The sequence below is a fragment of the Streptomyces sp. NPDC050743 genome (assembly GCF_044456925.1).
Lineage (GTDB): Bacteria > Actinomycetota > Actinomycetes > Streptomycetales > Streptomycetaceae > Streptomyces.
In genome coordinates this window covers 90273-111572 of record NZ_JBITGJ010000012.1, presented here as the reverse complement: position 1 = coordinate 111572, position 21300 = coordinate 90273, and the positions used below count along the sequence as shown (strand labels likewise).

At 73.6% G+C, this 21300-nt stretch carries 15 protein-coding genes and 1 pseudogene; 9 read left to right on the top strand and 7 right to left on the bottom strand.

All coding sequences use genetic code 11. From position 1 onward, the window contains the following. Positions 1-33: 33 nt before the first annotated feature. The 3 genes from ACIBJF_RS15445 to ACIBJF_RS15435 form a co-directional block, all read right to left on the bottom strand. Complete coding sequence (locus ACIBJF_RS15445; RefSeq protein ID WP_399174205.1) at positions 34-1746, bottom strand: RICIN domain-containing protein; 1713 nt, start codon at positions 1744-1746, stop codon at positions 34-36. A gap of 559 nt (positions 1747-2305) precedes the next feature. Then, a complete protein-coding gene (locus ACIBJF_RS15440) occupies positions 2306-2683 on the bottom strand; it encodes a toxin Doc (RefSeq protein ID WP_399174204.1) in 378 nt (125 codons plus the stop codon). Positions 2684-2686: 3 nt separating this feature from the next. Then, positions 2687-2926 (bottom strand): hypothetical protein, encoded by a 240-nt coding sequence (locus ACIBJF_RS15435; protein WP_356316855.1) that lies wholly within the window; start codon positions 2924-2926, stop codon positions 2687-2689. Positions 2927-3100: 174 nt separating this feature from the next. On the opposite strand from ACIBJF_RS15435, the gene ACIBJF_RS15430 reads away from it, so the two are divergent. Beyond that, positions 3101-3610: a methylated-DNA--[protein]-cysteine S-methyltransferase gene (locus ACIBJF_RS15430; RefSeq protein WP_399174203.1), complete on the top strand. Its 510-nt coding sequence runs from the start codon at positions 3101-3103 to the stop codon at positions 3608-3610. An 11-nt stretch (positions 3611-3621) separates the two neighbouring features. Next, positions 3622-4344 carry a 2OG-Fe(II) oxygenase gene (locus tag ACIBJF_RS15425; RefSeq protein ID WP_399174202.1) on the top strand — a complete coding sequence of 241 codons (723 nt, stop codon included), beginning with the start codon at positions 3622-3624 and terminating at the stop codon, positions 4342-4344. A gap of 680 nt (positions 4345-5024) precedes the next feature. Here the strand turns inward: ACIBJF_RS15425 and ACIBJF_RS15420 are convergent. Further along, positions 5025-8121: pseudogene (locus ACIBJF_RS15420) on the bottom strand (glycoside hydrolase family 2 TIM barrel-domain containing protein). A gap of 264 nt (positions 8122-8385) precedes the next feature. Here ACIBJF_RS15420 and ACIBJF_RS15415 point away from each other — a divergent pair. After that, complete coding sequence (locus ACIBJF_RS15415) at positions 8386-10785, top strand: SpoIIE family protein phosphatase (protein ID WP_399174201.1); 2400 nt, start codon at positions 8386-8388, stop codon at positions 10783-10785. Positions 10786-11006: 221 nt separating this feature from the next. Here the strand turns inward: ACIBJF_RS15415 and ACIBJF_RS15410 are convergent, their stop codons facing one another. Then, positions 11007-11537, bottom strand: a complete 531-nt coding sequence (locus tag ACIBJF_RS15410) for an RNA polymerase sigma factor (RefSeq protein ID WP_399174261.1) — start codon at positions 11535-11537, stop codon at positions 11007-11009. 65 nt (positions 11538-11602) lie between these two features. Between ACIBJF_RS15410 and ACIBJF_RS15405 the strand changes: the two genes are divergently transcribed. From ACIBJF_RS15405 to ACIBJF_RS15385, 5 genes are all read left to right on the top strand, one after another. Continuing rightward, positions 11603-12994, top strand: a complete 1392-nt coding sequence (locus ACIBJF_RS15405; RefSeq protein ID WP_399174200.1) for a serine/threonine-protein kinase — start codon at positions 11603-11605, stop codon at positions 12992-12994. Between the two features lie 152 nt (positions 12995-13146). Then, entirely contained in the window at positions 13147-13839 is a 693-nt protein-coding gene (locus ACIBJF_RS15400; protein WP_399174199.1) for a DUF4232 domain-containing protein, read from the top strand. 197 nt (positions 13840-14036) lie between these two features. Further along, the gene (locus tag ACIBJF_RS15395; protein WP_365324996.1) at positions 14037-15278 is read left to right on the top strand and encodes a hypothetical protein; all 1242 of its coding nucleotides are present in this window, start codon (positions 14037-14039) and stop codon (positions 15276-15278) included. Positions 15279-15353: 75 nt separating this feature from the next. After that, positions 15354-16595, top strand: coding sequence for an SLC13 family permease (locus ACIBJF_RS15390; RefSeq protein WP_399174198.1), 1242 nt, complete (start codon positions 15354-15356; stop codon positions 16593-16595). Positions 16596-16623: 28 nt separating this feature from the next. Further along, positions 16624-17115: a universal stress protein gene (locus ACIBJF_RS15385; protein WP_399174197.1), complete on the top strand. Its 492-nt coding sequence runs from the start codon at positions 16624-16626 to the stop codon at positions 17113-17115. 1 nt (position 17116) lies between these two features. Here the strand turns inward: ACIBJF_RS15385 and ACIBJF_RS15380 are convergent, their stop codons facing one another. Next, the gene (locus ACIBJF_RS15380; RefSeq protein ID WP_399174196.1) at positions 17117-19261 is read right to left on the bottom strand and encodes an RICIN domain-containing protein; all 2145 of its coding nucleotides are present in this window, start codon (positions 19259-19261) and stop codon (positions 17117-17119) included. A gap of 244 nt (positions 19262-19505) precedes the next feature. Beyond that, the gene (locus ACIBJF_RS15375) at positions 19506-20405 is read right to left on the bottom strand and encodes a helix-turn-helix domain-containing protein (RefSeq protein ID WP_399174195.1); all 900 of its coding nucleotides are present in this window, start codon (positions 20403-20405) and stop codon (positions 19506-19508) included. Positions 20406-20479: 74 nt separating this feature from the next. On the opposite strand from ACIBJF_RS15375, the gene ACIBJF_RS15370 reads away from it, so the two are divergent. Then, complete coding sequence (locus ACIBJF_RS15370) at positions 20480-21289, top strand: phytanoyl-CoA dioxygenase family protein (RefSeq protein WP_399174194.1); 810 nt, start codon at positions 20480-20482, stop codon at positions 21287-21289. The last annotated feature ends 11 nt before the right edge of the window (positions 21290-21300 follow it).

The window sequence follows — 21300 nt, the reverse complement described above, 5'->3', positions numbered from 1 at the left end:
TACGGCGAGTCTCCGCACCGCACCCGACAGCCCCTAGGCGTGCCGGTCCGACAGCGTCGCCGGCCGCGCCGGTGGACCGCCCGTACCGGCGATGGAGAGCGAGCCCGGGCTCGCGGTGGCTCCGTCGGTCGCCCAGCGCTGCCCGGCCGACCCGTCGCGGACCTTGACGACGAGGTCGGCGCCGGCGTTCGACGCGGTGGTGGCGAGGGCCAGCGTCCGGTCCCAGCGGGGCAGCAACTCGCCCTGCACGGTGAGGTCGTAGCGCACGTCGTCGCCGCGCTGCGCCCCGGCGTCCGCGCAGGTGCCGAGGATCACCACTCCGGCGTCGGCGTGCGAGTCCAGGCACAGTCCCGGGGCTGCCGCGCTGCGCAGCAGGCCGTCGGCCTCGTACGTCCACTGCTGGCTCGGTGCCGAGGAGCAGACGGCGAGGACCGCGGCCACACCGGCCTTCGGCGCGCCCTTGACGTCCAGGCACAGGCCGACGGCGTTGCGCAGCCGGGCGGGGCGGCCGGCCGCGGGCAGTGCCGCGGTGCCGGGCGCGGTGGCCGAGGCGCGCGGGGACTGGCCGGCGGCGCTGCCGGGGACCGCGCTGGTGGAGACGACCGGGTCGGTTCCGTCGCCACCGTCCGGCCACACGCTGACCGCGAGGACGGTGGCGAGCAGGCTGGCCGAGGCCACGCCGACCCCGGTGAGCAGGGTCCTGGACGACCAGGCGGTGCCGGGGATCCGGGCGAGCGGTCCGGGCTCGCGGCCGTGCCGTCGGCCGCCTGACACCGGGATCCGGGCCCGCGGTTCGCCGTCCGCGCGCCGCCGGGTGCCGGACAGGGCGGCGCTGAGCAGGCCGGGCTTGTCGCCGCCGCGCCGGCGTCCGCCGGAACGCCGGGAGCCACCGCGGGTGCGGGTGCCACCGGGGCGGCGGCCGGGGCGCGAGTCGAGGTAGCGGCGGGCTCCCCAGCCGAGCACGGCCTCGGCGAGCAGCACTCCCAACGCGGCGTCGGCGTGGCCCAGTTGCTCGGCGGCGTGCCGGCAGTAGGAGCAGCCGGACAGATGCTCCTGGACGTCGGGCAGCAGGGCGCCACCGCGCCGGATCGGAACGTCCAGAAGGCGGTTGTAGTAGCGGCATTCCTTGCCCGGCGCGAGTTCCCGGTGGGCGCGTACCAGGCCTTCCCGGAATTTCTCGCGCGCCTGTTCCAGCGCGACCGCCGCGCTCTCGGTGTCCACGCCGAGCAGTCCGGCGGGAACGGTTATCGGCTCGGCCTCGACCTCGAGGTGCCAGAGCAGTGCCTGCTCCAGCCGGGGAAGGGCGTGAAATGAGCGGTCGGAGAGGGCGCGGTTTTCCGGTATCAGGGTCTTCGCGGCGCGCATACCGCGACCCCCGGCGGGTTTCCCGAGTCCGGGCAGTACGGCGGTGATCCGGTCGGTGCCGGACCAGTTGACGACCGTGTCCCGGACCGCCACGAGCAGCCGGGGCCGCAGCGCCTCGGCGGGTTCGCCGAGCGCGAGCCGGCCGAGGACCTGGTGGAAGGCGGTGGCGGTGACCATGTGGGCGAGCGGCCCGGCCAGGGCCAGGCAGACGACCGCGTAGTCCTGCGCGGGCTGCCAGTGCCGGGCCATCAGCAGGGCGGCGGACCGGGAGGCCTCCGCGTCGGAGCCGGCCCGCAGCGGACCGGCGAGGGACTCGTCGGACTCCCCGGGGTCGCCGCCCGGCGGCGGATAGGGAGGACGAGGGGGGTGGGGGGTGGGCACTGAGCGGATTCCTTTGGTGCGACGTGCGTTGATGCGTACCTCGGCGACGCGCGGGGAAGGAATTGGCCGGCGCTCGGCCGGTGAAGTTCCGCAACTGCCGGGAGAACCCCGGATATTACCCCCCGCACGGTCGTGTCAACCCTTGCACAACTTCCACATGAGCAACAAGGCACCCGCACAATATCGGCGGTTTTGAAGGAAAGTCAGAAACCGCCCCCTCCGCCCCGGCTCCCGTGCACCGGCTTTCGGTATTCCATGCGCCCCGTGTGAAGCACACGCACACACCGGTGGTCCCGCGCACGCTTCCGGGGTGTGGGGCCCGGTAGTGGACTGGGGCCGGCCTCCTCGGAAAAGGCCCCGCGCGAAGTGGGGGTCCCCCGGCTCGAGCGAAGCCGAGAGCCGGGGGAGGCTCCTCCACGCGAAACCGGCCGCCGGCCCCGTTCCTCCCGCCCTCGGCCGGCGGCCCCGCCCACCCTGCCCCGGCCGGCGGCCCCGGCGGCTTCCCCCGCCGGCCGGGGCGGGACGGCTCCTTCGAGGCCCGGTCGGATGCGAGGCCCGGTCAGATCTGCCAGGACCGCAGCCGGTCGGCCGCGCCGTACACGTCGGTCTTGCCGGAGATCAGATCGCGGGTGAGGTCGACGAGGGCGCCGTAGGGCGGGTCGATGCCGACGCCGCTTACGAACATGTAGGCCACGGCGGTCGCGCAGGCGAAGCGGGCGTTGGCCGCGGGCAGCGGCTTGAGCACGACGAGGGTGTGCAGCAGGGCGGCGGCCCGCCAGGCGGGGTCGGAGTCCACGCCGAGCCGGGGTGGATCCACGCGGTGCCGGGCGACGGCGGCGACCAGCGCGGAGAAGTCGTCGACCGCGGGCTGGTCGGGCAGGACCTCCTCGTGGCGCTGCAGCAGCCAGGGGACGTCGATGTGGATGACGGAGGGCATGCGTCAGGCGGCCTCGTCCTTCGCGGGGGACTCGTCGTCGGGGAAGGCCGCGGCGAACTCCTCGGCATGCGCGGCGAAGAACCGGCGGAAGGCCTCGGCGCCCTCCTGCAGGGCCCGGTGCCGGGCGATGTCGGCGGCGGCGGCCTCGCGCACGAGGGCCTTCATCGACGTACCGCGCTCCTTGGCGATCTGCCGCAGGTCCTCTAGTTCCCGTTCGCTGAACTCCACATTGAGAGCTGGCATGCCCTCACGGTACCGCGCGGGTACTCAGCCGTAAATATCAGCAGGTCAGATGCCCCTCTTTCCGGTACCTGAGGGGGCCGACAGCCATGTCCGATTCCCGCCGGTCACGCGGCGCGCCACGCAGCAGACTCGGCAGCACGGAGAAAACCGGCAACGAGACGCCAGGAGCACCCGATGAGCACACGCACCGTCCACACCGTCCACCCGAGCCCGCTGGGGGACCTGCTGCTGACCGGCACGGTCTCCCCGGTCGGCCTGACACTCGGCTCGCTCGGCATGCCGGGCCAGCGCGGCGCGCCCGCGGTCCGCGCCGAGGACCGCGACGACGCGCCGTTCGCCGAGGCGCACCGGCAGCTGGACGCCTACTTCGCCGGGCGCCGGACCCGTTTCCAGCTGCCGCTCGCCGCCACCGGCACCGCGTTCCAGCGGGCGGTGTGGCAGGCCCTCGACGACATCCCCTACGGCACGACGACCACGTACGGCGAGCTGGCCGCCCGGCTGGGTGTGCCGCGCGCCGAACTGCGCGCGGTGGGCCGGGCGCTCGGCGCCAACCCCCTCCTGCTCGTCCGCCCCTGCCACCGTGTGATCGGCGCGGACGGCTCGATGCGCGGGTACGCGGCCGGAGTCGAGCGCAAGCTGTGGCTGCTCACGCACGAAGGTGCCCTGCAGCCGGCCCTGGTGTGAAGGAGGCCGTCATGACGTTCACTCCGGCCGAGGGCCGCCGCCGGGTGGCCCGCACGGACTGGGCCGCGCTGGCGGCCGAGCTGGACGAGCACGGCAGCGCGTCCACGGGCCCGTTGCTCTCCCCCGCCGAGTGCGCCGACCTGGCCGCGCTCTACGACAAGCCGGAACTGTTCCGGACGACGGTCGATCTGGCCCGGCACCGGTTCGGCTCCGGCGAGTACCGCTACTTCACCCACGACCTGCCCGCCCCGGTGGGCGCGCTGCGCGCCGCGCTGTACCCCCGCCTGCTGCCGGTCGCCCGGGACTGGGCGGCTCGCCTGGACCGTCCGGCCCCCTGGCCCGACTCCCTCGACGAGTGGCTGGAGCGCTGTCACGCCGCCGGCCAGGACCGCTCGGCGCAGATCCTGCTCAGCTACGGTCCGGGCGACTGGAACGCCCTGCACCGGGACGTGTTCGGCGACCTGGCCTTCCCGCTCCAGGTGGTGATCGCGCTGGACGCGTACGGCACCGACTACAACGGCGGCGAGTTCCTCATGGTCGAACAGCGCCCGCGCGCCCAGTCCCGGGGCACGGCGAGCATCCTGCGCCAGGGCCACGGCCTGGTGTTCACCACCCGGGACCACCCCGTGCGCACCCGCCGGGGCTGGTCGGCCGGGGCGATGCGGCACGGGGTGAGCACCGTACGGTCGGGCCGACGGCGGACACTGGGGCTGGTGTTCCACGACGCCACGTAAGGCCACCGCGAGGATCCGACGGCCGGCCGCCGAGCACCGCTGGTCCGGCGGCCGGTCCCGCCCAGCACCGCTGATCCGACGGCCGGTCCCGCCCAGCCCTCCGGAACCGGCAGCCCGGCCCCCGCTCGGCACCGCTGGTCGCGCGGCGGCCCTACCCGGCAACACCGGTCCGGCAGCCCGCCCAGCCCGCCAACACTGGTCCGGCGGCCCGCCCAGCCCAGCACCGCCGGTCCGACAACCGGCCCACGCCCAGCACCGCTGACCCGGCGGCCGGTCCCGCCCTGCACCGCTGACACGGCAGCCCGCCCCCGGTCGGCACCGCTGATCCGGCAGCCCGGCACCGCTGGTCGCGCGGCGGCCTTTCCCCGCTCGCCAACAACTGGTCCGGCGGCCGCCCCCGCCCAGCAACACTGGTCCCCGGCACGTCACAGCCCGGCACCGCTCGTCGCGTGGCGACCCTTCTCCGCCCGCCAACACTGGTCCGGCAGCCCGGCACCGCTGGTCCCGCGGCGGCCCGTCCCGGCCCGGCGGTGGCCGCCGGGCACGGGCTCGTCCGCAGGCCGGACGCGGAGCCCGGTCCCTCGGCGCGCCGGGCTGCGAACAGGACGTCCTCGTCGCACTCGGAGAGCGAGGCGGGGTTGCCCGCGGCGACGAAGCCGCACGCCCGGCCGTCGGCCCCCTCACACGTCCAGCCGGGTGATCCGTACCGCCCCCTTCGCCTCACCGGGATAGGCGCTCGTGAGTGTCAGCCGCAGCCGGGAGCCCCGCGCCGCGTCGAAGGTGATCACCGTCGGGCTGTCCGACGCGGTGGCCCACTCCACCTTCGCGCCCGTGACGGGGACGAAGGCGTGCCCGTCCCACACCGCCACGTCGGCCTTCGCGGGCAGGGTGTGCGTGGCGTCCACGGTGAAGGAGACCGCCACCCGGTCGAAGGTCCGGCTGCGCCCGAAGTCGACCGACACCCAGTCCTCGGCACGCGCCCCGTTGAACGCGGGCAGCAGCGCGGTGGCCGACTTGGCGAAGGCGTTGGACCAGCCGGTGGCGGGATCGCCGTCGAGCATCGCGGCGGGCAGGGTGTCCGGGCGGCCGGAGTAACTGGCGTCCACGTACGGATAGTTCGCGGGCGCCGGGGGGGTCGGGCTGGAAGTCGGCCGCCGGGGTACGGGCGGTGTCGCGCGCCGGGGTGGTGGGCACGCTCGCCGTGCCGGTGCGCAGTCCGTCCGCCCGCGCGGTGACCGTCAGCCGGCCCGGCTTCGTACCGGAGCGGACGATGGCGAGGGCCTTGCCGTGGAACGCGGTGCGGGTACTGGCCTGGTAGCGCTCGGCGCTCTCCTCGCGGCCGTTGTCGACCCCGGCCAGGGAGCCGCCGGAGACGTCGAAGGTGATGAGATGCTCGGCGTCGGGCACCACCACGCCGTGCGCGTCGACGATCTCGGCGGTGACGAAGACCAGGGAACGGCCGTCGGCCGCGAGCGAGTCGCGGTCGGCGGTGAGGCGCACGGCGTGCGCTGCGCCGGCCGTGCGCAGCACATCGGTGGCGACCACCTTTCCGTCCCGCCGGGCCACCGCCTTCAACTCGCCCGGGTGGAACGGCACTTTCCAGGTCAGGTGCAGCTTGCCCGCGCTGCCGTTGGGGCTGGTGTAACTGCCCGGGTAGGGACCGTCGGTGAAGGTCTTGTCGTCGCCCGTGGCCTCGGTGGTCTCCAGGTAGGTGCGGCCGTCGGTGGTCCGCTTGACGTCGAACCGCCGGATGCCAAGGGACTTTCCGTTGAGGAACAGCTCGACCGACGGCACGTTCGCGTACGCCCAGACCTCGACCGTGTCGCCCTCCTCGTGGTTCCAGGTCATCGGCAGCAGATGGACCATCGGCTCGGCCGTCCACTGGCTCCTGAAGAGGTGGTACATGTCCTTGGCGAAGCCGGCCGTGTCGACCGCGCCGAAGAAGGACGTCTTGACCGGGAAGACGTTGTACGGGATGGGCTCGCCGATGTAGTCGATGCCGGACCACAGGAACTGTCCCGCGAACCACTTCCGGTCCCGGTCCTTCTTGTGCCCGTACTCGCCGCTCATCGTCCAGGAGGCGAGGTTGTTGTCGTAGGAGGAGGTCTCCCGCTTGCCCGGTGTGTGGTTCTCGCCGGTGTTCAGGTGTTCCGGCTCCTGGTACGTGCCCCGGGTCGAGGTCTCCGAGGACGACTCGGACTCGAAGAGGAACAGGTGCGGGTACCGGGCGTGCAGCGCGTCGACCGACTTGGCCGTGTTGTAGTTGAGGCCCAGGCCGTCGAGTTTGGCGAGCATCAGGTCGGCCGCCGAGCCCTGGGCGGGCACGCCGTGGTACTTGTTCGAGCCGATCACCACCGGCCGGGTGTCGTCCGCGGCCTTGATCGCGCCGATGATACGGTCGGCCATCGCGAGCCCGGCCGTGGAGGTGGAGTCGGGGATCTCGTTGCCGATGGACCACAGGACGACGGCCGGTGAGTTCCGGGCGGCCAGCACCATCTCCGTGGCGTCCTTCTCGCACCACTCGTCGAAGAAACGGCCGTAGTCGTACTTCGTCTTGCCGGTCTTCCAGCAGTCGAAGGCCTCGACCATCATCACGATCCCCAGCTCCTCGCAGACCTGGATCACCTGCGGCGAGGGCGGGTTGTGGGAGGTGCGGAAGGCGTTGACGCCCATCGACTTCATGATCCGCATCTGTCTGCGGACCGCGTCGACGCTGATCGCGGCGCCGAGCGCGCCCTGGTCGTGGTGCAGGTCGACGCCCTTGATCTTGGCGTGGGTGCCGTTGAGGGAGAAGCCCTCATCGGGGTCGAAGCGGTAGCTGCGGATGCCGAAGGTCGTGCGGTAGGTGTCGGTGGTGCGGCCCGCCACGCGCAGCTCGGTATGCAGGGTGTAGCGGTGCTCCGGGGTCGCGAAGTCCCACACCAGCGGTTCGGCGACGGTCAGTTCATGGGTCTCGGTGGCCCGGTCGGAGACGGCGGCCGTGGTGGCCGTACGGGCGACCGTGCGGCCGTCGGGGCCGGTGATCCGGGACACGATCTGAACGTCCGTTCCGGTGCCGGACTCGTTCACCAGCGCCGTCGCCACCCGGACCAGGGCGCTGCCCGCGGAGACCTCGGGGGTGGTGACGTGGGTGCCCCAGCGGGCCACGTGCACCGGTTCGGTGATCACGAGCCGGGCCTCGCGGTAGATGCCGCTGCCCGAGTACCAGCGGCTGCTCGGCAGCTGGTTCTGCACCTTGACCGCGAGCACGTTCGGCGTGCTGCCGTCGGTGTGCACGAGGCCGGTCAGGTCGAGCGCGAAGCCGGTGTAGCCGTAGGGGTGACGGCCGGCTTCCGTGCCGTTGCAGAAGACGTATGAGTCCATGTAGACGCCGTCGAACTCCACCGAGATCCGCTTGCCGGCGTACGCGGACGGCAGGGTGAAGGCGAGCCGGTACCAGCCGAGGCCGCCCGGGAGGAAGCCGGTGCCGCTGGTGGTGCCGTGGCCGGTGGTGGGGGCCTGCTCGATCGACCAGTCGTGCGGTACGGCGACCTCGCGCCAGGCCGAGTCGTCGTAGCCGGGATCGGCGGCCTGTGCGTAGGCGCCGGTGGGATCGGTGATGCCGCCCGGATCGACCAGGGCGAAGCGCCAGCCGTCCCGCAGGGGCACGGTGTGGCGTCCGGCGGCGGCACCGGCGGACGCCTCGGCGGCGGCCGGCGGTGCGGGGATGCTGAGCAGTGCTCCGGCCGCAGGTGTCGCGGTGGCGGCGACCAGAACCGATCGGCGAGTGACCGTCATGGCGGCTCTCCCTCATCAGGGCCCAGAAGTACTCACAACTGATCGTGAACAAACAGATTCTGACGGGATGCCACACGCGAACGTCAAGGGTCCGGAGCCGGGCGACCGCCGCGGTCGGAACTTCGGCCGGATTTCCCCTTGACCGTGTTCGACCGGTCGGCCATGCGTGCCGCGCTCGCGGGCCACGGCAGCCCCGGAAGCACTACGCTGGAACACGAGAGGTGCCACCTGTTCACTGTGAGTGTGCGCTTGGGAGCGGCGACGATGAGCCGGGTCTATCCGTTCGACGAAGCGGCGACGGCCCGGGCTGTCATCGACGACTACGGAACACTGGTGGAGTGGAACGAGGGCGCCAGGCGCCTGCTCGGCCACCCCCCGGACGCCGTGCTGGGCCGCCCCGCGGCACGGCTGCTGGCCGAGGAGGACAGCCGGGCCCTGCCGACCGGCCCCCGCTGGCAGGGAACGGTCGGATTGCGCCACCGCGACGGCCGTACCGTCCCGGTCTGGCTGCTCGCCCACCACCGGCCGGGGCACGACGGACACGACGGCAGCTGGCTGGTGGTCACCCCGCTGCCCGGCACGAAACCGCCCGCCGAGGACGACCCGCTCGCCGAGGCCGGCCTGATCCAGTCGCCGTGCGCCGTCGCCGTGTACGACGCCGAACTGCGGCTGCGCCGGATGAACGACGCGATGGCCGACGTCGTCGGCCTGCCGGAGGAGCGCGTGCGCGGGCTGCGGCTCACGGAGATCGGCGGCAAGCCGCAGAGCGAGGACCTGGAGCAGGGCATGCTCCAGGTGCTGACCACCGGCAGCCCGGTGGACGTGCAGACCTACATGCGCACCGGCGGCGAGGACCACGCCCACGCCTGGCTCGCCCGGATCGCCCCGGTCAGGGACGCCCAGGGCCGGGTGCGCGGGGTGTGTCTGGCCAAGCACGACGTCACCGAGAACTACCGGGCCCGCCAGCGGCTGCAGCTCGTGAACGAGGCGAGCGTGCGCGTCGGCAGCACGCTGGACGTCACCCGTACGGCCCAGGAGTTGGCGGACGTGTGCGTGCCCGCGCTCGCCGACTTCGTCACCATCGACCTGCTGAACCCGCAGGACTACGGCGGCGAACCCCCGGCCCGGGTCACCGCGCCGCTCGTCCTGCGCCGGGCCGCCCACTGCTCCGTCCTTCCCGGAGTACCGGAGGCGGTGATGAAGCCCGGGCAGACCGAGGAGTACCCGGTCGGCTCGCCGCAGGCGGACGCGCTGACCGCGGGCCACACGATCATCGCCTCGGTGGCGGCGGGCGAGATGCCGTCGTGGCTGACCTGGAACACCGCCAGAGGCGAGCAGGTGCGCAGATTCGGCATCCACTCCTCGATGTCGGTGCCGATCCAGGCCCGCGGGCTCACCCTCGGTGTCGCGGTGTTCACCCGCCACCGGCGCCCGGACCCGTACACCCCGGACGACCGGCTGCTCGCCGAGGAGATCACCACCCGGGCCGCCGTCTGCATCGACAACGCCCGCCGCTACTCGCGTGAGCGGGAGACCGCGCTCGCGCTCCAGCGCAGCCTGCTGCCCCGCACGCTGCCGCGCACGGCCGCGCTGGAGGCCTCCTCGCGCTATCTGCCGGCCGCACGGGCCGGGGTGGGCGGCGACTGGTTCGACGTGATCCCGCTGTCCGGGATGCGGGTCGCGATGGTCGTCGGGGACGTCGTCGGGCACGGCGTCGAGGCCTCGGCCACCATGGGCCGGCTGCGGACCGCCGTGCGCACCCTCGCCGACATCGACCTCGCCCCTGACGAGCTGCTCACCCACCTGGACGACCTGGTGGTCCGGCTGTCGGAGGAGTCCGGCGTCGTCACCAGCCCCGGCGAGGCGGGCAGCCCCGGCGAGGCCGGCGCGACCTGTATGTACGCCGTCTACGACCCGGTGTCCAGGCGATGCACGGTGGCCCGCGCCGGGCATCCGCCGCCCGTGGTGCTGCTGCCGGGCGGCGTGCCCCAGGCACTGGACGTGCCCGCCGGTCCCCCGCTGGGTCTGGGCGGGCTGCCCTTCGAGGCCACGGAGGTGGAACTGCCCGAGGGGACCGTCCTCGCGCTGTACACGGACGGTCTGGTGTGGTCCCGGGAACGGGATCCGGAGACGAGCCGGCAGCGGCTGTACGAGGCGCTCGGCACGTACTCCGACTCCCTGGACGGGACCTGCGACCGCATCCTGCACACCGTGCTGCCGCCCGGCGGCTCGGTGGACGACGTGGCTCTGCTGATCGCCCGCACCCAGGGCCTGCCGTCCGCGCAGGTGGCGACCTGGGACATCCCCGCCGACCCGGCACTGGTCGCGCCGATCCGCAAGCAGGTCGTGGAACAGCTGGACACCTGGGCGCTGAGCGAGGCCACGTTCACGGCGGAGCTGGTGGTCAGCGAACTGGTCACCAATGCCATCCGGTACGGCTCGCACCCCATCCGGCTGCGCCTGATCCACGACACGAGCACCCTGATCTGCGAGGTGTCCGACGCCAGCCACACCGCCCCGCACCTGCGCCGGGCCAAGGTCTTCGACGAGGGCGGCCGCGGCCTGCTGCTGGTCGCCCAGCTCACCCAGCGCTGGGGCAGCCGGCACACCCCGGAGGGCAAGACGATCTGGGCGGAACTGCCGCTGTACGAGGTGGACCAGTAGGGCGCCCCGGCGGCAGGGTCGCCCGGGCGTGTGCCGACGGTCGCCTGCACCGGCCCCGCTGGGCGGGCGACGCGGGGGCGGCGAACGCGGGGCCCACGGCCGGCGCCGGAGCCGGCGGGAACGTGAGCGCCGCGAGACGACGTGTCCGGTTCATCGTGCAACCTCCCTGAGGCTGCCGGCCGGACCGGGAAGGACGTGCGCCCGGTCCGGCGCGCAACGGCTCAGCCGCCCGCCAGCCAGGGCCGTACCAGTTTGCGGGCCTCGTGCAGCCGGGACTTCAGGGTGCCGAGGGGGATGCCGACGCGGTCAGCCACCTCCGCGTAGTCCAGCTGGCAGATGTCGCGGTAGACCAGCGGCGCCACCAGGTGCGGATGCGTCCGCTCCAGCCGCTCCAGCGCCTCCAGCAGGTCCACCCGGGAACCCGCGATGACGCTGGTGGTGCGGGGGTCGACGGCGTGCGAGGGCTCGATGGCGGCCGGCTGCTCGGCGGCCCGCCGCTTCAGCTCGCGGTACTTCTGCCGGGAGCAGTTGGCGACCACCGTGTACAGCCAGGTGCTGAAGCGGCTGCGGCCCTCGAAGCGGGCTATGTGCCGCGCCACCTGGAGCAGCACGTCCTGGGCCGCCTCCTCGGCGTCCTCCCGGCACGGCAGGAAGCGCCCGCAGCGGCGCAGGACCTCCGGCCGGATCTCGGTGAGCAGCCGGTCCAGGGCCGCGCTGTCGCCGGCGGCGGCCCGCCGGGCGAGGTCTTCCATCGGCACCTGGTCCTGCACGGACGGGTCCCCCTTTGAGTCGATGTCAGGCCAGGCATGATAGTCGTATGCACTCCCTGGATCGGATCGGCCGCTACCGTCTCGAACGGCCGCTGGGCACCGGCGCCTTCGCCACGGTGTGGCTCGCCCACGACGACGAGCTCCAGGCCCCGGTCGCGGTGAAGGTCCTCGCCGAGAACTGGGCGCACCGGCTCGACATCAGGGACCGCTTCCTGTCCGAGGCCCGGCTGCTGCGCCGGGCCGGCTCCAGCCGCGTGGTGCAGGTCTACGACATCGGTGAGCTGCCCGACGGCAGGCCGTACTTCGTGATGGAGTACGCCGCCGGCGGCACCCTCGCCGACCTGCTGGCGCACGGGCCGCTGCCGGTGGGGCACGCGCTCGCGCTGACGGCCGAGGCCGCCCGGGCCGCCGCCGCGCTGCACGAGGCGGGCATAGTGCACCGGGACATCAAGCCGACCAACGTGCTGCTGCACACCGCCTGGGACGGCACCCGGCGGGTGCTGCTGGCCGATCTGGGGCTCGCCAAGAGCCTCGCTCAGGCCTCGGTGCTCACGCTGGCCGCGGGCTCGGCGGGCTACCAGCCGCCCGAGCAGGCCGAGCCCGGCGAGGGCATCGACGAGCGGGCCGACGTCTACAGCCTGGGCGCGGTCGGCTACGAGCTGGTCACCGGGAGCGTGCCGGGCCGGCCGGGCCGGGTCGTACCGCCCCGGCGGCTGCGGCCGGACCTCGGCGAGAACGTGGAGCGGGCGCTGCTGCGCGCGCTGGAGCCCGACCGGGCGCGCCGCTGGCCCGGCGCGCAGGCCTTCGCCGACGAGCTGGACCGGCTGGCCGCCGGGCCGCCCGCGCTCCGGTCCGCCCGGTGGCTGGACGGGGTGCGCGGCCGGCTGAACACGGTGACGCTGGCCGTGGCCGCGGTCCTGTCCGCGGTGGCGGCCGCGGCCGCGGTGACCCTGGTGATCCACCCCGGCGGCTCCTCGGACCAGGTGCGGGTCACGGACTCGACCCGGCGGGTCACCGTCAAGGTGCCGCCGGGCTTCGGCCGCGAGCTGCGCGACTCGGGCTGGAACCCGAGCGCGCTGGGGCTCGCCAAGGGCCACGAACCCGGGCTGGTGGTGACCGACGACCTGAGCCGGTGGCCCGATCTGGGGGCGGCGGTGGACGGCGTGTTCGTCGGGGTGAGCGAGCACGGCGACGTCACCGCGAGGGTCAAGGCCCTCGCCCACTCCGGCTGCCGCTTCTCCGGCAGCCGGACCTTCACCGACGCCGACTGGCACGGTCTGGTGCGGGCCTGGAGCGGCTGCCCGGACGGCGGCTCGGTCACCGAGTCCGCCCTGGACCCGGCGGGCGGCGCCACGCAGCCCCAGGTGTATGTGCAGGTGCGTCAGCGGGGCGACGGGGACGCGACCGAGGGGATACTCCGTTCGCTGAGCGTGACCTGAGGGGCGCCTGCGGGAGGTCACAGCGGGGAAAAGAATTCTGCGTGTGCCGAACTTTTCCGGGCCTGAGCGCATCGGAGTGTGAGGACGGCGCACCCGCGCCCTGAGGCACGCGTTCGGGCGCGTGCCACGACCCTCCAGGAGTGTTGAGCGACATGGTGTACAACCCCCGGTCCGCGCGGCACGGAGCCCTGCTCGTGGGCACGGTCGCCGTGCTGGGCCTCCTGACCGCCTGCGGAAACGGCAAGGACGTCCACAGCAACCCACCGATCACGGCCTCCGGTACGGCCGCGCCGGCGACGGGCACCACGAAGAGCCCGGCGTCCGCCACATCGGCGCCGTCCGGCACGTCCACCGGCGCCGCCTCGTCCTCCCCCTCGAAGGCGGCCCCGTCCCCGAGTGGCGGCGATGCGGCCACGCCCGCGGCGAACACCCGCTGCCACACCTCCGAGCTGCGCGCCTCGGTGGGCCGCAACGACCCGGGCGCCGGGCAGGAGAACTTCCCGGTCGTGCTCACCAACAAGTCCGGCCGGACCTGCACCGTGCACGGCTATCCGGGCGCGGCGTTCGTGAGCGCCTCGGGCAGCCGGCTCGGCGCCGACCCCAGGCGTGAGTCGGGGTCCCCGGCGACGATCACCCTGAAGCCCGGGCAGAGCGCCTGGGCCGGGCTGACCTTCTCCAACCCGGGCATCAGCGGCGCCAAGACGGCCACCCCGGCCGCGCTGCTGGTGACACCGCCGGACGAGCGCGACTCGCTGAAGGTGACGTGGACGGGCGGAGCGGTGCCCGTCTCCGGGAACTCCTCGTCCGTCTTCCTGTCGGTGTTCAGCCCCGGCACGGGCCCCTGACCAGCCCGGACACCCCCGAGAACCCCGCTGTTCCACTGCCTGGGCAGCGGGGTTCGTCATGCTCGCGCCCCAACTGTCACAGGACGGCAACAGGCACCGGCGGCCGCGATCTTTCCCCCGACTCCCGTCATCGAACCGGTCGACCCACACCGGCGAGCAGGCCCCACGGGGGCCGTGACAAGGAAATCGGGGACAAGATGAGCGGGATCTCACGCAGGCGGGTGCTGACGGCGGGCGCGGCGGCGGGCGCCCTGGGCACGCTGGCCGCGTGCTCCTCCGGCACCGGCCTCCGGGTCGGCGGCCCGGCGGACGGCGGCAAGGGCACCGCCCAGGCCCGGCCGGTGAAGCCGATCGGCGACGGCTCCACGGCCGACACCGGGGCCCAGCCGCACCAGCCGGTGCCGGCCCGCCTGAAGCCGGGCCAGAAGCCCCCGCAGTTCGTGGTGTTCTCCTGGGACGGCGCGGGCGAGCTGAGCAACCAGCTCTTCTCCCGGTTCCGCAAGGTCGCCGCCGACCACGGCGCCAAGATGACGTTCTTCCTCAGCGGCATCTACACGCTGCCCGAGTCCAAGAAGAACCTGTACCGTCCGCCGCAGCACCCGGTCGGCGCCTCCGCCATCGGCTACCTCGCCGACCGGCACATCCACGCCACCCTCCAGCAGGTCCGCGCGGCCTGGCTGGAGGGCCACGAGATCGGCACCCACTTCAACGGCCACTTCTGCGGCGCGACCGGCGTGCGCAACTGGTCCCCGGCCGAGTGGCGCAGCGAGATAGACCAGGCGGTCGACTTCGTGACCAAGTGGAAGACCAACACCGGCTTCACCGACCTCGAACCGCTCCCCTTCGACTACCGCAAGGAGCTGATCGGCGGCCGTACGCCGTGCCTGGAGGGCCAGTCCAACCTGCTGCCCACGGCGGCCGCGCTCGGCTGGAAGTACGACGCCAGCTCCCCCGGCGGGCTGCAGATCTGGCCGGGCAAGGTGCAGGGCGGGAAGATCTGGGACTTCCCGCTGCAGTCCATACCGTTCCCCGGGCACTCCTTCCAGGTGCTGTCGATGGACTACAACATGATGTTCAACCAGTCCGGCGGGAATCCGAACGGCGACCGCGCCCAGTACGACGCCTGGCGCACCCAGGCCCGCGACGCCTATGTCGCCGGATTCCAGCGGGCGTACACGACCAACCGCGCCCCCTTCTTCATCGGCAACCACTTCGAGCGCTGGAACGGTGGCATCTACATGGACGCCGTCGAGGAGGCCATCGGCAAGATGGCCGCGTACGGCGACGACGTGCGCTTCGTGTCGTTCAAGCAGCTCGTGGCCTGGCTGGAGGCGCAGGACCAGGCGGTGCTGCGCAAACTGCGCACGCTGGTGCCGGGGCAGGCCCCGGCGGGCGGCTGGGAGGAGTTCCTGGGCGCGGCGGGCAGCAAGGCGTCGTAGCGCGGACGGCAGTGTCTGTTTTCATGGGCGGGCACCAGGTGATCGTCTCCGGAAGGACCCGCCCTGAACACCCCCTTGGCCGAGGCCCTGTCCGCCGTGCTGCTCGTCGCCGTTCTGGCCTGGGCCGTCGTCCGGCCCTTCGGGTGGCCGGAGGCGGTCATGGCCGTGCCGGCCGCCGGCGTCGCGGTCGCCACTGGGGCGATCTCGCTGGAGCACGCCAGGGCGGAGGCGGAGCGGCTCGGGCCGGTGGTCGGGTTCCTGGCCGCGGTGCTGGTGCTCGCCCACTTCTGTGATGTGGAGGGGCTGTTCCGGGCGTGCGGGGCGTGGATGGCCCGGTGGGCGGCGGGCCGTCCGGTGCGGCTGCTGACGGCGGTCTTCGCGCTGGCGTCCGCCATCACCGCCGTCCTCAGCCTGGACGCCACGATCGTGCTGCTCACTCCGGTGGTCTTCGCCACGGCCGCGCGGACCGGCGTACGGCCGAAACCGCATGTGTACGCCTGCACCCATCTGTCGAACACCGCGTCGCTGCTGCTGCCGGTGTCCAATCTGACGAACCTGCTGGCGTTCGCGACGAGCGGGCTGAGCTTCACCCGGTTCGCGGCGCTGATGGCGCTGCCGTGGCTGGTGGCGATCGGTGCCGAGTTCGTGGTGTTCCGGCGGTTCTTCGCCCGGGATCTCGCGGCGGCGGCACCGACGGGCAGGGATACCGCCGCGGTGCCGGAGCCGCCTGTGTTCGCCCTGGTCACGGTCGCCTGCACGCTGGCGGGGTTCGTGGTGGCGTCGGCGTTCGGCGTGGAACCGGCCTGGGTGGCGGCGGCGGGTGCGCTGGTGCTGGCCGGGCGGGCGGTGGCCCGGCGGAGGGCGACCCCGCTGACCGTCGTACGCGCGGCCGCCCCGGCCTTTCTCGCGTTCGTCCTCGCCCTGGGCGTCGTGGTGCGGGCGGTCGTCGACAACGGCCTCGCCGACGTGCTGGGACGGGTCATGCCGGGCGGCACCGGACTGCCGGCGCTGCTCGCGATCGCCACGCTGGCCGCCGTCCTGGCCAACCTGATCAACAACCTGCCCGCGGTGCTGGTCCTGCTGCCACTGGCCGCGCCGGCCGGGCCGGGCGCGGTGCTGGCGGTGCTGCTCGGGGTGAACATCGGCCCGAACCTGACCTACGCCGGATCGCTGGCCACGCTGCTGTGGCGGCGGATCGTGCATCAGCACGAGCACGAGGTGGATCTCGGGGAGTTCACCCGGCTGGGCCTGATCGCCGTGCCGTCCTCGCTCGCCGTCGCGGTGGTGGCACTGTGGGGATCACTCCGGCTTTTCTGACGGGCACGAGCGGTGGGAGGCCGACCGGATGCGTGTGATCGCCTGGCTCGTCGAGGGCACCTGGCCCGCCTGCGTGGACGCGGTGCGCAGCCATGCGCCGGACCCCGCCGAGGTGGTGCTGCTGCACGTCAGCGGGCCCGAGGTGCCGGGTCTGGCGCACGGCGCGTTCGCGGGGCTGCTCGGCCGGGGGCATCCGGAGAGGGACCCGGGCGACCGGATGGCGGCGCTCGGCGGGAGTTCGGCGGCCGAACTGCTGGACGCGGCCGCCGAGCGGCTGGGCCGTCCCTGTGTGCGCGAGGAACGCTCGGGCTGGGTCGAGCGGGAGGTGGTGGCCGCCGCCGAGGGCGCCGATCTGCTGGTGCTGGCCCGGGACGGCGACCGGTCCCGGCTCGGGCCGAAGAGCCTCGGCCCTTCGGTCCGGTTCGCCATCGACCACGCGCCCTGCCCGGTGCTGCTGGTGTGGCCGGAACCGGCCCCGGGGCTGGCCACGATCCCGCCGCCACCGCCGCACGGGCCCTGAGTCAGCGGCGGTGGCGCCCGCCGCCGTAGCCCCCGCCGTCCCCGTACCCTCCGCCGCCCCAGCCGCAGGAGTACGGGTCCGCGGAGCAAGGGTCGACCGTGGGAGACGGCGTGGGAGCGGGGACGGTCGCCGTGGGCGTCCGGGCCGGCGACGGGGTGGAGCCGGAAGCCCGGGTGGTGGGTGTCGCCGTGGAGGGCGCCGGGTGCGCGGTGGCGGTCGGCGACGAGGTGCTGTCGCTGTCCCAGTTGACGTTCTGCATCTGCAGTTCGGGCTTGGAGGTGTCGACGGCCCACCGCTGGACGGCGCCGGGGGCGCGGGTCTTGAGGACGAGGGCGCCGGAGCCGTCGGTGGCGGCCGGGGTGAGGGCCAGGTCCTGGTTCCAGCGGGGTATCAGGGCGCCCTGGAGGGTGAAGTCGTAGCGGATGTTCCTCGCGGCCTTGCCGGTGGCCGAGCAGGGGGCGAGGCGGATCGAGTAGCCGAGGTGGGAGTCCAGGCACAGGCCGGGCGCGGCGGAGTTGCGCAGCAGTCCGTCGGTCTCGTACGTCCACTGCTGGCTCGGGGTCGCGGAGCAGGAGGCGAGTTCGGTCTCGGCGCCCTTGACGGGCTTCTCGCCGACGACGCCGACACACAGTCCCGAGGCGAGGTTGTGCAGCCGGCCGTGCAGGGCGCGTTCGCCGGCCCCGTTCGCACCGGCCCAGGACGCGCCGGGACTCGCGGCGTCCTTGCCGGGCGCCGGGGAGGACGGGTCCGCGCCCGCCGGGGCCGCTCCGTCACCCGACCCGAGCACCGACCACAGCACCAGGGGCAGCACGACCAGCCCGCTGACGGTGACGACGGCCAGGGCGAGATTCCGGCGCCGGACGCGCCGGGCGCGGGCGGCACGATGGGCCGACCGGCGGGAGGGGACGGTGTCCCCGGTGCCGCCCGGGGTACCGGGGACGGCCGAGTGCCGGGGGGAGCGGGCGGAGGCGCCGGTGGAGGCCCGTTCGGCGCCGGAGGCGAAGTCGGCGGCATCGGCGGAAGCGAGCGCGGAGACAAAGCCGGCGAAGCCGTCGGACGCGGTGGCGTCGATGTCGGACGCGGGGGCACGGCGGCGCGCGGCCCTGCCGGTGCCGCTCGCGTCCGTCGCCCCGGTGAAACCGGCTCGACGCCTGCCCCCGGACGAGCCACGCCGACGCCTGCCGCCGCCGGAGCCCCCCCAGCCCTCGGACTCGGCGGAACCGCCCCCGTGCGGCGGCTCGGCCGGCAGGAAGGGCTCGCCGGACGCGGGCGTGAAGGTCTCGGGCCGCGGGGCCGGTTCGGGCGGCTCCTCGGCCCGGCCCGCCCGGGAGTTCACGTAGGCGTGGGCGCCCCAGCCCAGGACCGCTTCGGCGAGGGCGAGGCCGAGTCCGGTGTTGAACACGGCCAGTTGGTCGGCGGTACGGCTGCAGTGGCCGCACCGGTCCAGGTGTTCTCGCAGATCCGGGTCGATGTCGACGCCGCCGCGCCGGAACGTCACGTCGAGCATGCGCAGATAGCGCCGGCACTCGTTCTCGGGGGCGAGTTCGCGGTGCGCCTGGAGACACTCCTCGCGCAGCCGCTCCCGGCCCCTGCGGAGTTCGGCGCGGGCGTCCTCCTGGTCCAGGCCGAGCAGGGCCGCTGGTACGGCGAGCGGTTCGGCCTCGACCTCCGTGTGCCAGAGCACGGCACGGGAGATTTGAGGCACCCGCTGGAACGCGCGGGACAGCAGCCGCCGGCCGGGCGGCGGCAGCAGCCGGGCGGCGGCACGCTCACCGGTGACGGCGGACCGCAGCGCCGGGTGGAGGAGTTCCTGGCGGCCGTCGGTGTCCCACTCGGCCGCGATCCGCCGGACGGCGACCAGCACATGGGGCCGCCAGGCGGCGGTCGGGCCGGCCTGCCGCAGCGACTCCCCGAACAGCCGGGTGAAGGCGGCGGTCGTGAGCATGCCGGCGGCACGCGTCCCGTCGGTGCACAACCGCGCGTAGGCGAAGGCCGCTTCCCAGTGCCGGTCGAGGAGTTCACCGACGGGATGGAGCGCGGGTGTCCCTCCCGTCCACTTCTTCAGCTCGGCACTGAGTTGTTCGTCCGACCGGCCTGCCTCATTCACGACTGCATTCCTCCAGACGTGATACGCGAATTGGTCCATACCAAGCAGTATGGAAAGGTGGTGGGGCTGCTCGAACGTCCACCTGAGGCGGCTCTTTTGAAGCGTGGGGGGGGTGTACGGGGAGCGGCCTGGCGCATACAGCGGGAAATGCGATGAGCCTGCGCGCCGTCAGCGCACACTTTCGCACAGCGGCGCACGCGCGAACAAGGGATCTCTCGATTATCGACATCAACGGTGGCGGGTTCCTTATTGACGCAGATTCAAGGTAATCCTTTTCTTCCCATTACCGCCCCTCGCCCGCCCGGTAGGCACCGGGCGGCACTCCGTAGCGGGCCCGGAAAACCCGGCTGAAGTGGAAGGGACTGCAGAATCCGGAGGCCGCCGCCACCCGTTCCACCGTGAGGTCGGTGGCCTCCAGCAGCCGGGCCGCGTGCCGCAGTCGGGCCTCGCGCAGCGCCCGCATCGGGGAGCGCCCGGTGCGCAGGGTGAACAGATGGGCGAAACGGGACGGGGACAGCGCCACGCTCTCGGCGAGCGAGCGGACGGTGTGCGGGGCGCCTGGGTCGGCGGCGATCAGCTCCTCGGCCCGGCGCACCCGGGCGTCGGCGTCCGCTGCCGCAGGCGGCGTCCGGGCACCGCCGGCCGCGAGCAGGACGACCTCCTCCAGCGCGCACAGGGCCAGTTCCCGGGCCAGGCAGCCATGGGCCACGGCCACCGGGTCCGGCTCCCGCTCGGTGCCCTCGGCCGGTCCGGTGGAGTCGGCGAGCATCCGGCCGAACGCCGCCTCGATCCGGCCGCGCACGGCGCCGGGTACGGATGTCACGGCGTACAGGCCGTCGGACACGGCGTACGGGGCGAGCCAGGTCGTCCAGGACGGGCGGGCCTGGCAGTGCGTCCACCAGAACCGCCAGCTCTCGGTGCCGGGCGCGACGGTGTAGCGGTGGCCGGTTCCGGGAGCGAGCACCACGAGATCCCCGGCGCCGGCCCGGGCCCGGGCGGCGCCCTGGCGGAGCAGTCCGCGGCCGCCGAGGGTGAAGGTGAACAGCCAACTCGCCGATCCCCCGGGCCGGTTGACGCCGTAGCCCGGCCGCTGGTCGTAGCGGCCTGTCACCACGAGTCCGGGCGGCGGGGACGGATCGGCGACGGCAGCCGTCACGGGCAGGTCCTCAGCATGCACAGGCATCCTCCCGTCGTGCGCCTCGGCCTAGCGTGGCGAGTGGGTGACCACCTGACCACCGGACTCCGAGGAGTGGGCACATGACAGTCACGGACAACGGCGCCATCCTGCCTGAGGCGCAGCGGCAGCGGTTCGAGGAGGACGGATTCACCGTCGTGCGGGGGATGTTCGGCCCGGAGGAGATCGAGCGGCTGTGCGCCGCGTTCACCGCGCTGCACGCGGCCGGTCCGGTACCGGGCCGCTTCGAGCCGCGCCCGGCGGACCCGGACCCGCTGCGCCGGTATCCCCGGGTGATGCAGCCGCACGAATTCAGCCCGGTGGCACGGGAGTTCCTGCTGGATGCCCGGCTGCGGGCGGTACTGGAGGTGCTGTTCGGCGAGGAGGTGCTGGCCGCGCAGAGCATGTTCTACTTCAAGCCGCCGGGCGCGCGCGGGCAGGCGCTGCACCAGGACAACTTCTATCTGCGGGTCGAGCCGGGGACGTGCGTGGCGGCCTGGGTGGCGTGTGAGCCGATCGACCGGGACAACGGCGGTCTCGAGGTCGTCCCGGGTACCCACCGGATGGACCTGTTCTGCCCGGAACTCGCCGACGAGCGGCTGTCGTTCGCCCGCGAGTACGTCCCGCCGCCACCCGGACTCGTACCGGTCCCGGTGGATCTGGCTCCGGGTGACGTGCTGTTCTTCAACGGCAGCCTGGTGCACGGCTCCGGGCCCAATCGCACGGCCGACCGGTTCCGGCGCTCGTTCATCGGGCACTACGTGGGCCGCTCTGCGGAACGGATCGGGGCGTACTACCGGACGCTCACGATGTCCGGCGAGCGGGTGCCGCTGCCTCAGAGCGAGGGTGCGGGTCCGTGTGGCACGGAGTTCACGCCACACCGACCCCACTGAGCCGCCGGCAC